This window comes from Maridesulfovibrio sp. FT414 (assembly GCF_050916235.1).
Lineage (GTDB): Bacteria > Desulfobacterota > Desulfovibrionia > Desulfovibrionales > Desulfovibrionaceae > Maridesulfovibrio.
This window is the reverse complement of the sequence record NZ_CP104854.1, coordinates 2,288,455-2,302,116: the sequence shown is the minus strand read 5'-3', so window position 1 is coordinate 2,302,116 and position 13,662 is coordinate 2,288,455. Positions and strand designations below refer to the sequence as shown.

11 protein-coding genes are annotated in these 13,662 nt (G+C 51.7%); 4 read left to right on the top strand and 7 right to left on the bottom strand.

Annotation, left to right across the window (positions count from 1 at the left end):
* Positions 1–3: 3 nt before the first annotated feature.
* The 7 genes from N7E73_RS10205 to N7E73_RS10175 all read right to left on the bottom strand — a co-directional run bounded on the left by N7E73_RS10205 (position 4) and on the right by N7E73_RS10175 (position 8,712).
* Positions 4–1,200 carry a flagellar hook protein gene (locus N7E73_RS10205; RefSeq protein WP_432734582.1) on the bottom strand — a complete coding sequence of 399 codons (1,197 nt, stop codon included), beginning with the start codon at positions 1,198–1,200 and terminating at the stop codon, positions 4–6.
* An 8-nt stretch (positions 1,201–1,208) separates the two neighbouring features.
* A complete protein-coding gene (locus tag N7E73_RS10200) occupies positions 1,209–3,236 on the bottom strand; it encodes a flagellar hook-associated protein FlgK (protein WP_432734581.1) in 2,028 nt (675 codons plus the stop codon).
* 171 nt (positions 3,237–3,407) lie between these two features.
* On the bottom strand, positions 3,408–4,946 hold the full coding sequence (locus N7E73_RS10195) for a flagellar hook protein FlgE (RefSeq protein WP_432734580.1): 1,539 nt from the start codon (positions 4,944–4,946) through the stop codon (positions 3,408–3,410).
* A gap of 13 nt (positions 4,947–4,959) precedes the next feature.
* On the bottom strand, positions 4,960–5,628 hold the full coding sequence (locus N7E73_RS10190) for a flagellar hook assembly protein FlgD (RefSeq protein ID WP_432734579.1): 669 nt from the start codon (positions 5,626–5,628) through the stop codon (positions 4,960–4,962).
* Positions 5,625–6,170 carry a sigma-70 family RNA polymerase sigma factor gene (locus tag N7E73_RS10185; RefSeq protein WP_432734578.1) on the bottom strand — a complete coding sequence of 182 codons (546 nt, stop codon included), beginning with the start codon at positions 6,168–6,170 and terminating at the stop codon, positions 5,625–5,627. The genes N7E73_RS10190 and N7E73_RS10185 overlap by 4 nt, the downstream gene beginning before the upstream one ends.
* 346 nt (positions 6,171–6,516) lie before the next feature.
* The gene (locus N7E73_RS10180; RefSeq protein WP_432734577.1) at positions 6,517–7,377 is read right to left on the bottom strand and encodes a flagellin; all 861 of its coding nucleotides are present in this window, start codon (positions 7,375–7,377) and stop codon (positions 6,517–6,519) included.
* A gap of 477 nt (positions 7,378–7,854) precedes the next feature.
* Positions 7,855–8,712 carry a flagellin gene (locus tag N7E73_RS10175; RefSeq protein WP_432734576.1) on the bottom strand — a complete coding sequence of 286 codons (858 nt, stop codon included), beginning with the start codon at positions 8,710–8,712 and terminating at the stop codon, positions 7,855–7,857.
* Positions 8,713–8,963: 251 nt separating this feature from the next.
* Here N7E73_RS10175 and N7E73_RS10170 point away from each other — a divergent pair, with 251 nt between their 5' ends.
* From N7E73_RS10170 to N7E73_RS10155, 4 genes are read left to right on the top strand one after another with little or no spacing between them, the layout of a single operon-like run.
* Positions 8,964–9,662, top strand: coding sequence for a response regulator transcription factor (locus N7E73_RS10170; protein ID WP_432734575.1), 699 nt, complete (start codon positions 8,964–8,966; stop codon positions 9,660–9,662).
* A gap of 2 nt (positions 9,663–9,664) precedes the next feature.
* Positions 9,665–11,596 carry a TonB-dependent receptor plug domain-containing protein gene (locus N7E73_RS10165; protein WP_432734574.1) on the top strand — a complete coding sequence of 644 codons (1,932 nt, stop codon included), beginning with the start codon at positions 9,665–9,667 and terminating at the stop codon, positions 11,594–11,596.
* The gene (locus N7E73_RS10160; protein ID WP_432734573.1) at positions 11,584–12,144 is read left to right on the top strand and encodes a YfiR family protein; all 561 of its coding nucleotides are present in this window, start codon (positions 11,584–11,586) and stop codon (positions 12,142–12,144) included. Before N7E73_RS10165 ends, N7E73_RS10160 begins: the two co-directional genes overlap by 13 nt.
* Positions 12,141–13,649: a CHASE sensor domain-containing protein gene (locus N7E73_RS10155; RefSeq protein ID WP_432734572.1), complete on the top strand. Its 1,509-nt coding sequence runs from the start codon at positions 12,141–12,143 to the stop codon at positions 13,647–13,649. Before N7E73_RS10160 ends, N7E73_RS10155 begins: the two co-directional genes overlap by 4 nt.
* Positions 13,650–13,662: the final 13 nt, after the last annotated feature.

Here is a 13,662-nt window from a genome sequence, read left to right as displayed (position 1 = left end):
CTCCTACAGATAGTCCAGAATGGACATGCTTATTACTTTTGACGTGGAGCTGAGCACAGCCTGATAGATGTATTCTGCCTTGCTCAACTCGACTGTCAGTGCGGCGCTGTCAGCATCCTCTTCGTCGCTGATGGCATCACCGGTCAGACTTATTGCGGACTCGACGCTGCTCTTTATGTAACTGGTTTTCTCTTCACGTGAGCCCACATTTGCGGCCTCTATGGTCAGCTGACTTTCCCCGGCACGGACAGTCTCAAGGGTTGTGGCAACACTGTCCTCATCACCTATCCACATATAGGCTATGGCATCACTGATCGACTCAAAGAGATTCGGATCGTCATATGCCAGTCCTGTTTCAGCATCCACCCCACCGAAAATATCGCTGCCCACCGTATTCACATCAACATCCGTACTTCCGGAAATATCAATGGACATGGCCTCGTCGGCCCCGTTGTAGGAAAGGGAGTTGCGCACTACAAAACTACTGCCGGTGTCCTCATCATCATCCCAGGCTGTTACGGCGGTTCCCGAATTCATCTCCACGGCAACATCACCAAAATCGATAGTAGTACTCGGAGCAGTGATGGTGCCGGTAATCCAGTTGTCGCCGCCATCAGTAGAGTAGGTATAGGTAATGTCGTCAGTACCGATGGTACCGTCGGAAGTGATCCGGACGATAATGGGATCGTCAAGTTCTCCGGTAAATTCCAGAAAATCACTCTTGGCAGGAGAATCTCCGGTAACGGTCACTCCGGGGACGTATTCATAGGGAGCGGTATCGGTCGCCTCACCAGAAAACAGATAGTCATCCCCGGATTTTGTGTTGGCGATTGACAGCAGCGAATCCTGATAGCCCATCAGGGTTTCAGCCATGGCCTGCTGCTGTGCATCGCTATAAGTTCCGGTAGCCCCCTGTTCCACCTGTTCAAGAACCGAACTCATCAGGGTGCTGGCCTGGCTGAGCATGCTGTCGGCAGTCCCGAGCAGGGACTCGGCAAGGCTTGCATTATTGTAGTAACTGATAAGTCCCTGCTTATAGCTGCGCAGGTTGACCACATTGCCCATTCCTGCCGGGTCGTCGGATGGGGCATTTATATCTTTCTGGGTCGTTACCCGGTTGGAAACAGAGGTATATTCATTCAGAGAACTGCTGACGCTGGATATGGTCTGCGCATATATCTGGGATGTACTGATTCTCATGATGCCCCCTAGACGATGTCCAGGATACTGTCGATCATTTCACGGGTAACGGAAATAATCTGGCATGCAGCCTGATACTGCTGCTGGTATTTAGTAAGTTTTATCAGTTCCTCATCCACGTTGACCCCGCTTCCGGACTCCTGAAGATCATAATAGAGCCCGGCAGTGGTGGTGTCACAGGTGACCTGTGTTTCCGCTTTGGAAGCTGCTGCTCCGACCTCGGCGACCAGCGCGGCCAGATATTCGGTAAGAGAGGTTTCCGTGGCTGAGCCCCCCTCACCTATTGATACGGATTCGCTGAGCAGATCGTTTATGGCTTCTGCAGTTTCATTGCTTCCGGAACTGACTGTACCGTCGTCCGCATCGACCACCCCGGCGTTGATATGGGATGTATCGCTCGACACGTACGTATTGATCGAAATATCCTCAGCCGTACTGCCTTCGAAAAATGTATTGATGCCGAGAGCGGCCAGAATTCCAGAGCTGTCCTCTCCGAACTCGAAAGTAGTGTCAGTAGCGGCCTGAATTTCAAGCTCTCCATCAGAATTGACCGAAGCGGTGAGGCTTCCGGCAAAAGCGGTGTTGATCGCGGTGACTATGTCATCCAGTGAATCGGTAGTCGGGTCCACGGTGATGCTTGCATTCGATGCGAGGTTGCCATCGGCGTCATAGGTATAGATGCTGAATTCGCCTGAAGAGATTTTATCCTCATAGACCAGCCCGCAGTATGAAAGGGCAGCGGTCTGGTCGTCCACACCGTAAGTTCCTTCAACTGCGGTATGGGCTTCAAGGCCTGCTCCCTGTGAATGGGCTGTGTTGACCTCCCAGATAAGCGCTTCAGTATAGTCATCCAGCTCGTCGGACAGGGGTATGAGGTAATCATCGCGGACTTCAAACAATCCGGCGATGGACCCGCTGGTGGTTCGGTTGTTCACGTCATCACCGCCTGCATCGGTCATGGGGGTAATATTGACCAGACCTCCACTGGAGGTCTCCCAATAGAGCCCGGTCTTGGCGACAATGGAATAGCGGTCTCCAGCGGTATGATCAGTGGTTCCGCCTGAAAAATAGATCTCGACACCGGCTATGGTCACAGCGTTGTCTTCATCTCCGGCAGTGTAAAGCAGAGTGTTGCCGTTTTCGTCTTCTTCCCAGGTCTCACCGCCATCCAGCGAAACCTTGAACTGCGCTGTTCCGTCTGCACCGGTTGTCACGAATTCAATCAGGATTTCTTCGCTGGAGGTTCCCGAAAACTCAATATCACCGTCATAGGTTGATATAGGCTGCAAAGATTCAGTTGAACGGGCCGATGCGTAAACAAGGCTGTGGGTTTCTGTGCCTTCAACCAAAGGCTGCCCGGATTCAGTGTAAATCTTAGTGGTTCCGTCGCTGGAGGTTATGACCTCTACACCGATCAGCTCGTCCAGTTCCCGGATGGCCTGATCGCGGCTGGAAATGAGTTCTGTGTTATCAGAAGAGGCGGCGATCTGCTCGTTGAGCATTGCGATGGATTCAATGAGTTCGTTGGCAGTGGCAACCTGATCCACGATCTCCGCTTCAACTGAATCAGCCATCTCATCAAGGGCTGACCCCATTGAATTCAATGAATAGGCCAGCGTCTCCGCCTCCCCGAGAAGGGCTTCACGCTCGGCCAGCGAGTCGGGATAGGTTGAAAGATCGTTCCATGCGCTGAGGAATTCATCCTGAGCCACAGCCAGCCCTTCGTCCTCGCTCTGGTTGAAGAGGGCATCCAGTTGGGAGAGATAATCGTTTACGGCTGTGCTTGAGGCCAGATCTGCGGATGCGGACAGATACTGTTTTTCAACAAAGCTGTTCCAATTGGTATCAAGGGAGACATCCGCACCGGTACCGAGACTGTTGCCGGACACGAAAATATTGCCCGAACTGGAATAGGTGGTGTTGACATTCTGGTAGCCTTCGGTCTCGGAGTTGGCGATGTTGTTGCTCGCCGTGTTGATCGAGACCTGGGCATTGGTCAATGCTTTCTGACCTATGTACAATGCGTTGTTTAACATCTATTCCTCCGTCTCCGTTGCCACCGGGGCCTAATAAATATCTACCTGCTCCTGCTCTCAGTCCCCGGAATCTTCTGCAGCCTGAGCTGCAAATGATTCCAAGAAGGCTGCTCCTCTGTCTGCCGGCGGCTATCAACCTCGAAGGGCCGCCGGAGACACTAAAAACCCGACCTACCGTTTCAGACCGATTGCTGTCTGGAGCAGTTCATCAGCTGTGGTTACAACCTTACTGTTTGCCTGATATGAAGACTGGATGATGATCAGCTCGGTCATCTGTGCCGCAAGATCAACGTTGGAAGCTTCAAGGGCATTGGAAACCACCGACCCGAAACCGGCCGACCCGGCAGTGCCGATAATGGCTTCACCTGATTCGGTGGTGGCCCGGAACAGGTTGCTGCCCTCGGCCTCCAGTCCGGACTCGTTGGTGAAATCAGCCAGACCGAGCTGGTAAAGTTCAATGGACTGGCTGTTGGAATAATTGCCTATGATGATTCCGTTTTCATCCACGGTAACGGATTCAAGGGAGCCGGTTGCGTAGCCGTCCTGAGAAACAGTGTAGGTCGCCGAAGAGCTGTCGCTGTAGCTTGTTGTCGCACTGCTTTCCAGCGTGTAATCGCTGAAGCTCGGCAACGCGGAATAGCTGGTGGCCGCTGATATGTCCCCGAGGGTGGATATGCCCGAAGTGGTCCATGTGGAATCGTCACTGGACATGCCGAAACTGATGGCAACATCCTGCCCGTTGGCACTGCCGGTGAAGTTCATGTTCACCTCCGGGTAACCTTCGGCACTCAGGTCGGCCAGGCTCCAGTTGGAAGCATCCTTGACGTCGGTAGAAGCAGCGGCGTTGGACAGGGTGAAAGCGGTCATGGAAGTCATCTGGCCTTCGGAATTGAAGGTCAGGGTTCCTGCCATGGCCAGCCCGGCCCCGCTGGTGGTGTTCAACCCGATACCGTCGGCCCCGGTTCGCATGTCATCATCGGCATCATAGGCAGCCACGTATTCCCAGACGATGTTGCCGTCGGCATCAACATCCACCGGGTCCATGTAGAAAGTCAGGTCGTGAGAGGAACCGTTCTCATCATAGATGGTTATGGTGGTGGAATAACTGTACTGCGAATCATCCAGGGGCGGATTCTCTGTTCCGTTGTAAAGCTCGAAAAGGGATGTGTACGGATTGGAGGTAATTGCCTCGTCGGTACTCTGGGAGTCGAGGTTCATGGTCAGGGTCACCTCGGAAGTTGCCTTGGGCGGTGACTGGGACTGGTCAAGCTGGATGGTGGTCAGAGCCCCGGAAGCGGAACCGTTTTCAACCTCCCAGCCCTGCACCCTGTTGCCGTATGTATCGACAAGGTAGCCGTCTTTATCGAAATCAAAGTTGCCGGCGCGGGTGTAGTAGGTGGTGTTGGTGTCAGGGTCCACCACGATGAAATATCCGTCTCCATTCAGGGCCACGTTGGTGGAGATGCTGGAATCCTCGTATGACCCCTGTGTGTAGTCGGTGTTGATGGTCGCCACACCGGCTCCGTTGCCGACCTGATCAGAACCGCTGCCGGTGGTGATGGCGGAATAGAACAGGTCTTCAAAGACAGTTGTAGACCCCTTGTAGCCGATGGTCGAAGAGTTGGCGAGGTTGTTTGAAACAACTGAAGTAGCCTGGGAGTTTACATTCAGACCTGATATGCCGGTATAAAGCGAACTGGTGATACCCATCTGTTTTCTCCTTTTAAATGAAAGTCACATCGGTAATGGACACTTCGCGTCCGTCATCAAGCGTCAGAGTGGTGTTCCCGGACGAATCCTGTTCCACTGCGGTGATGGTTCCCGCCGATTTGGTGTAGACCGCCACGGAATCCTCGTTTTCGTCATAGGCAAAGGACAGGACGGTGTAGGTTCCGTCATCACTGATTCCGGCTGCATTCATGATCTGCTCACCGGTAAACTCGATCTCCCCGGCCTCCTGATCAGAGTAGTAGAGGGTCTTCACAAGGTTTCCGTCCGAGTCGTAGATATTCAGGCCGAGGGTAGCGGCATCTTCCTGAAGATCGATGGTGATTCCATCGGCCTCGCCGTCCTCGACAGTGAGAATGCCGCCGTCGGCCATGACGTCCCTGCCGATGTAGCTGGAGGTGCTGAGTGCGGAGAGGGCTGAAAGCTGGTTGATGATGGTTTCGAGATTTTCATTCTGGGCCACGTCCTGCTCGAGCATCGAGTAGTTGGTCATCTGGTTGATCATCTCGGTATTATCCACCGGGTTGGTGGGGTCCTGATACTCAAGCTGGGTGGTGAGCAGAGTCAGGAAATCCACCTGATCAAGAGATGAGCTGCTGGAGGTTGTGGTGGTTACGTTTGTGGAATCTGTAGAAGTATAGGAGCTTACGCCTTCGATAGTCATGATACTGACCTCCTCTCTCTTGAAGCGCCGAAATGACGGCGAAGTTTATTGAGTGCCTGATGCTTGATGCAACGCACTGTTCTTGCTGTGATTCCAAGCTGTTGTGCCACTTCAACAGCTTTCAGGTCTCCCCAGAAAATCATTCTGAGAACTTCAATCTGTCTGGCGGTAAGCAGGCCTTTGGGAATTGAAATGGAAATATTCGGAATTTCTGGAACCGGTATATCGTCAATTTCATCTACATTAATATAGATGATCTGACTCTTTCGCATGTAATCAATAGCTACAGAACGGCTTATGATGTACATCCATGTTTTAAGAGAGCTTTTTTCAGAAGAGTATTTGTCGATATATCCATTTTTAATGATCTTAAATGCTATCTCCTGACAAACTTCATCTACATCACAGGAGGATACGTTTCCATATTTTGACCTTAAAAACTTATTAACTACGTTTTTTATAAGGTTTGAATTCTCATTAAAAAATTCATCATAATCTGAACAATAATATTCTTTGTTATACTTACCAATATATGTGTTCATACTGCCTCCTTCTGCTGTAGAAGTAAGCAACCTGTATTCCGTACAATATTAAATTATGAAAACTCCTGATTCAGAATACGTCAGATTAAATTAAGTACTTTTGTGCTGGATTAAGAAACTATGTATAAGAGAGGATCAAACTTAACTTTTCTTGAGAACAAACCGCTTAAAAATCAGATTGCTGCATACAAATTTTCCCATGAGGCAATAATTACCCGGAAGCCGGAAAAAGGATTTGACGTCAACGGCATGCTTTTCCCTGTCCTCAAGCCGGCTGAAAAATACTGGGGCACAAAAAAAGGCCCGACGGTAAGCCGGGCCTGCAAGGCGGAAATCAGATACAGTCTTAGCCGCCGATAAGCGAAAGAGCCATCTGCGGGAGCGAGTTGGCCTGCGCCAGCATGGAAACAGCGGACTGGGTGATGATCTGCTGCTTGGAGTAGTTGGTCATCTCAAGGGCGACATCGACATCGGAAATTTGGGATTCTGCTGCGGAAAGGTTTTCGGCCTGAATCTCAAGGTTGGAAATTGTGGCTTCAAGCCTGTTTTCTGTGGCACCGAGATTGGCGCGGATTTTATCTTTGGAAATAATGGCCTGATCAAGTGCGGCAAGGGATTCCTGCGCAGCTTCCTGAGTGGAGACAGTATACCCTGCGTTCAGCGAACTCATGTTGCCGACACCAAGTGCCGAGGCAGTGCAGCAGCCGATTTCAATAGTATATTTATCCTCTGCTGAATCGTTGCCCGTTCCGAAATGGATAGTCATGGCTCTTGACCCAGAAAGGTTGCCGTTGAGCAGATAAATGCCATTGAAGTCAGTTGCACTGGCAATTCGGGTAATTTCAGATGCCATGGCCTGATATTCCTGGTCGATCAGGGCACGCTGATCAGAAGTGTAAGTACCGGTTGCGGCCTGCTCGGCGAGTTCTTTCATGCGGATGAGCTTTTCATCCACAACACCGAGTGCGCCATCGGCAGTCTGAATCATTGAGATACCATCGTTGGCGTTGCGTACACCCTGATTGAGGGTGGAAACATCGGACCGCATAAGCTCGCGCACTGCCAGACCTGCTGCATCATCTGCGGCAGAGTTGACACGCAGGCCGGATGCCATTTTTTCCGTGGACGCGCCCAGAGATTTATAAGCATCATTAAGGTGACGTGCTGCCGAGTTGGCCATAGTATTGTTGTTGATCACTAAAGACATAAAAACCTCCGTGTTGTCTTATACATCCATGAGAAGCTATCTTTGCTTCCATTATTTAAATGTGCAGTTGCAACCAGAACACACATGCGACAACAGCAGAGATGCAACACGAAAACCAAACTTAATTAACTTTAGTTAGCTTAAAATTCAGAATGAAAAATATTTAAATACAATTCATTCAAATAAAATAAACATAAGATTAAGACAGAGCATATAAATTAACACTTCTTACACTTACAATGCTTAAACAATCATTCGAGCACTAAAGAACGTCACAACTTTGCCGCTAGGAACATTTTTCCGTCGCTTTTAGTATGAAGAAGATCAAACAACAGTTGAAAGAAGCCGACAGAGCATACCTCGGCCCCACCAGGTCCGGAATTATTCAGCAAAAGCAGCCATACGGAAAACATACATGACAAAAGAAAAGGCCCGGCGGGAAGCCGGGCCTGATCTTGCAGTCTTTCCGATGCTGATTTAACCGATGAGCGAAAGAGCCATCTGCGGTAGCGAGTTGGCCTGCGCCAGCATGGAAACAGCGGACTGGGTGATGATCTGCTGCTTGGAGTAGTTGGTCATCTCGGTCGCAACGTCCACATCTGAGATCTGCGACTCGGCAGCCGAGAGGTTCTCGGACTGAATCTCAAGGTTGGAGATGGTTGCTTCAAGCCTGTTTTCGGTAGCACCGAGGTTGGCCCTGATCTTGTCCTTGGAGACAATTGCGTTGTCCAGAGCCCCCAGCGCGGCCTGTGCGGCCTCCTGGGTGGAAACAGTATACCCGGCGTTCATAGAACTGGTGTTGCCTACGCCAAGAGCGGAAGCGGTGCAGCAGCCTATTTCAACAGTATACTTGTCCTCTGCGGAATCGTTACCTGTTCCAAAATGGATGGTCATAGCTCTTGAGCCGGACAGGTTACCATTAAGCAGATAAATTCCGTTGAAGTCGGTAGCACTGGCAATTCGGGTAATTTCCGATGCCATGGCCTGATACTCCTGGTCGATCAGGGCACGCTGATCAGAAGTATAAGTACCGGTTGCGGCCTGTTCTGCCAGTTCCTTCATGCGGATAAGCTTTTCGTCCACTACTCCGAGAGCGCCGTCAGCGGTCTGAATCATGGAAATACCATCGTTGGCGTTACGCACGCCCTGATTCAGAGTGGATACATCCGAACGCATGAGTTCGCGGACCGCCAAACCTGCTGCATCATCTGCGGCAGAGTTGATCCGCAAACCGGAAGCCATCTTTTCAGTGGACGCGCCCAGAGCCTTATACGCATCGTTAAGGTTACGCGCTGCAGAGTTGGCCATTGTGTTGTTGTTAATTACCAGACCCATAAAAACCTCCGTGTTGTATTGCACATCCTTGCGCTACAGACAGCCGACCGATTCGACTGCCTTTACCTGCTTATACGCAGCGGAGGTAAAGAACGTTTACATCACACAACCATATTTTCAGACCGCATCTTCCATGCACTATATATAAAAAACGGCAATCTTAATTTTTCTTAATGTAGTTAACAATTTTTAACACTAAACTTTTTTGCTTATCGCTTCTGAACCCATAGTATACGGGGAGGAGAACAGTTATGAACAAGATACTTCTTATCGATGACGATCCGGAAATGGGGGAACTTCTTTCCACCTATCTGGACGGAGAAGGGTACAGCCTGCATCATGCCTGCACCGCAAAGGAAGGACTCAAGGTACTCGGAAGCAATGACTTCGACCTTGTGCTTCTGGACATTGTGCTGCCGGACATCAGCGGGCTGAACGTATTGGCAAAGATCAGAGCGGATTCCAGCATCCCGGTAATCATGCTGACAGGCAAAGGGGATGAGGTGGATAGAGTTGTAGGTCTTGAAATGGGTGCCGACGACTACATCTGCAAACCCTTCCCCCTGCGGGAGCTGCTGGCCAGAATGCGTGCTTCACTACGACGCAGCGCCATGAACGGAAACCAGAAAACTGTAACCCCCACATCCCGGGGCAAACTGAGTGTGGGAGCGCTGGAAATAAACCTCGACTCCCAGTCAATTATGGTAAAGGGAATCGAAACCCACTTCACAGCCGCTGAATTCAGCATAATTGAACACCTTGCCACCAGTTGCGGAAAACTTGTTGAACGTGATTCCCTGATGGAAACCGCACTGGGCAGGACCGTGGACTTCGACGACTACGTGCTCAACGTCCACATGAGCAACCTGCGCCGCAAAATCGGCGATTCAGTCTCAATCAAAACCATTCGCGGACGCGGATACATGATGACGGCAAGGACTCAGGCCTGAGCATGATGCACCTGCGGAAGGGAGTTGCTGCCCTCTTACTCTCACTGCTGGCCCTCTGGGCCGTCGCCTCACCATGTTTTGCAGGGGACAGGGAAGTCTCCTCAGAACTGGAAGATCTCGAACTGGAGGATCTGCTTCAGGTCGAAATTGTCTCCCCTTCCGAACGCAAACAGTCCCTTGAACACATTGCCGGGTCATACACAATCCTCACCGAGGAAGACATCAGGCGCAGCGGAGCCACATCCGTCCCGGAAGCTCTGCGGACCGTCCCCGGAGTTCTGGTCACCAGAACAGACACCGACAAATGGGCTATCGGGGTGCGTGGATTTTCCGGCACATTCAACAGCAAGCAGCTCATCCTTGTAGACAACCGTCCCATTACATCACCATATTTCAACGGGGTAATCTGGTCCAGCCAGGACCTGCCTATCCAGATGGTCAAACGGATCGAAATCGTGCGCGGTCCGTGGACCAGCCTCTGGGGATCGGAATCTTTCAACGGGGTCATCAACATCATCACCAAGTCCGCTGCAGAGATGCAGGGCAGCAGGAGTGTGACCACAGCCGGAACAGACGGGGCCAACCAGTACCTGCGCCACGGGGCAAGACTTTCCGACAATGCGACAATGGCCGTTTATGCCAAGGGAGGCTTCGAGCCGGGCAAGAACTACCGCATCAGGGGAAGGACTGAGAAAGGATCAAAGAACTGGGCAACCGGATCAGTGGGCTTCAGAACCGACTGGATCAACGGCTATACCGACCAGCTTACCCTGCAGGGCCAACTGGCTACTTCCTCAATTGATGAGAACTCACCTCCGGGAAACCGCTTCTCAGCCAACAGGGAAAAGCAGGACTACAGCGGTTATACCCAGCTCCTCTGGAACAGAAAGACCGGCGCACGGTCGGGTATGCAGTTCCGCACCTCCTACACCCGCACTGTAACTACCATTGCAGACATGGCCAGCACCTCCAATTCTGCGGATACGGAATTCATCTATTCCAGTGAACAGCTCACGGACCATTTCCTGACCATGGGCATAGGCGGCAAGTATTACTGGGATTCCTTTAAGCAGGGAGAACAGGTCTCTGTTACCAACGACAGCCTCTACCGCCTCGACTTCAGTACATTCCTGAAAGACAGGATCACCCTCATCGACGAAAAGCTTTTCCTGACCATGGGACTGAAGCTGGATTATTCACAAGGAAAAGAAATCGCCCCGCAACCGACGGCACGCCTGCTCTATATGGAGGACAACGAGGAATACTGGCTGGCCTTTTCACACGCGACAAGAGAACTGGGGAACTGGATTCGCGAAGGCCAGTACAGAATCAGGGTCAAGGACAAGGATTACACTCTCAACACTTCCGGAGACCTGCAGACGGAAAAACTGACCTCTGCCGAAGCTGGGTACCGCAGGTTGATAAGCGAAACTCTCAAGCTTGATCTTTCGCTCTATTTCAACAGCTACGACCAGATGGCCACTTTCAGCTTCGATGAAGATACTATGACCGCCACGCCCACCAGCTCGCTGTACGGGCTCAGCTACGGAACTGAACTCGCTCTGGACTGGCAGGCACTGCCCTACCTGACCCTGCGACCTTCAGTTGATATTTCCAACCAGGATTTCTCAAACTTCTCTAACTATATTCCCGGGCTCTCCCCGCCGCTAAACAGCCCGCTATACAATCTCAAGCTGCAGGCGTTGATCTCCCTCTCCGAAGAATGGGAACTGGATATTTTCGCATCCTATCTTAACACCCTTGATGACCGCGACATATCCACCGGGTTCGGACTTGATGCACGACTGGCCTGGACCCCCATGGACGACTTCTGTCTGGAACTTATCGGCTCCAATCTGATGACCTCCATCGAGGAAGGTGAATTTACGCCCACTGATCCGACCTGTACACTGAGGCTGACATGGGACTTTTAAAAAACCATAAATTACTGGCAATTATATTTGCCGCACTATTTATGGTACATTCCATGTCAGTGGATATTGCCCGAGCCGAGGCGAGTGGTCCGGAGCACCACGTACGCTTGCGTGCGACCCAGCCACAACTCAAGGCCCTGTTCATCAAAAAAATAACCAAGTACGTTCTTGGACCTGACAACCAGAGGATTTCCGCAGTTTCCCCGGTACGCATCGCCGCCATCAGTCCTCGGCCGCTGGTCCGTTTTTTCAACCGTCCTGACGGCTTCGAACTGGTCCGCTGGCCGGCCGACTGTCAGGTACTGTTCCTTGACGGGGAAAACCCGCGCGCCATTGCCGCAATTCTCAAGCAGGTCAGCAACCGCCCAATACTCACCATCGGCAGCAGCCCGGACTTCCTGCGCATGGGCGGCATGATCAACCTTGTGGAATCAGGTTCAAGATTCAAACTGCAGGTCAACGTCTGTGCCGCCAAAGAGGCCGGACTGACCATAAGCTCCAAGCTTCTCAACCTTTCTGAAATTTACTGTGGAGACACCCCGCGATGACATCTTACCGCAACAGTCTGGGAAGAAAGATCAGCGGAGCCATTCTGGGCACGACTATCGCAGCACTGGTTGTCTCCATGAGCCTGATCGTAGCCTCATTCTTTCACTCATACCGGCAGGGAACCATCCAGAAGGCAGCGGGGCTGGCTCAGGTGCTGGTTACGTCCATCTCCCCGGCACTGGACTTCAACGACCCTGAAGCAGCGTCCGAGGTGCTGGAATCCCTGAACCTGATCAGCAACACCGCCGGAGCAACAGTTTTCACCGCAGACGGCAAGGTATTTACCTCCTACGGAGAAGCGGCCTCAACACTTCCGGAAAAACTGGACCAACCTAACATCGAATTAAACAGCTTCCGCATTGTCCAACCCGTTTCATCAGGGGAAGAACTGCTGGGCTATCTTGTTCTTGACGGCCGCTTCTCAGACCAGATGGACTGGCTGTACCAGAACATCATCTCATCGGCTGCCATTCTGCTTGTTGTGGCAGGCATATGCGTTGTTGTTACCGGGCACTTTCGAAAAAAAATGACCCGTCCCATCGGCCAACTGACCGATGCGGTGCGCGATATTTCCAAAAGCAAGGACTACTCCAAACGCGTCTCCTATCGCAGTGACGACGAAATCGGATATCTGGTCTCGGAATTCAACTCCATGCTGGCCAAGATTGAAAAACGCGATGCATGGCTGAACAGCCATCGTGAAATGCTGGAAAACATCGTCTCCCAGCGGACAATGCAGCTTCGAGCCAAACAAAGCGAACTGGAAAACAAGAACAGGATGCTGGTCAGTGAAATCCACGAAAGACACACTGCTGAAATGATCCGTGACGAAGTGGAGCGTATCAACCGCCACGACCTCAAATCCTCGCTCAACCTCGTAATCGGCTACCCGGAACTTCTTCTGAACGGCGAACCGCTTACAAAAGAGCAGCGCAAGTACATCAAACGCATCGCCGCAGCCGGATACCGCATGCTGGACATGATCCAGTTCCATCTGGATATGTTTAAAATGGAGCAGGGCATCTACAGGCTCAAGACCATGCAGGTGGACCTTATCGACCTGATGACCTCCCTTGAAGAAGAAATGGCCCTGCTGCTCAACCAGTCCGGGGTCAGCCTCTCCATCATGCTCGATGATAAGGAAATCGAGGGCATGGAAGAACTCTTCATCACCGGAGAAGGCATGCTGCTGCGCACCATGTTCCGCAACCTGATCAAAAACGGGGTGGAAGGGTCCAGAAGAGGAGACACAGTGACCATCGCCATCTGCAGCGGCCCTCCAATATCAGTCACGGTCAAGAATACTCTTGCCGTACCCGAAGAGATCCGCAACCGCTTCTTCGACAAGTATGTAACCCAGGGCAAGGAAGACGGCACGGGCCTCGGCACATACTCCGCCAAGCTCATCGCCCAGACCCACGAAGCATCAATCAGCATGCACACAGCCGATGACACCGGGACGGAAGTCACCGCCCGCTTCAAGCTTGAAGGCAACGCCGCCTGATTCTATCGAAATT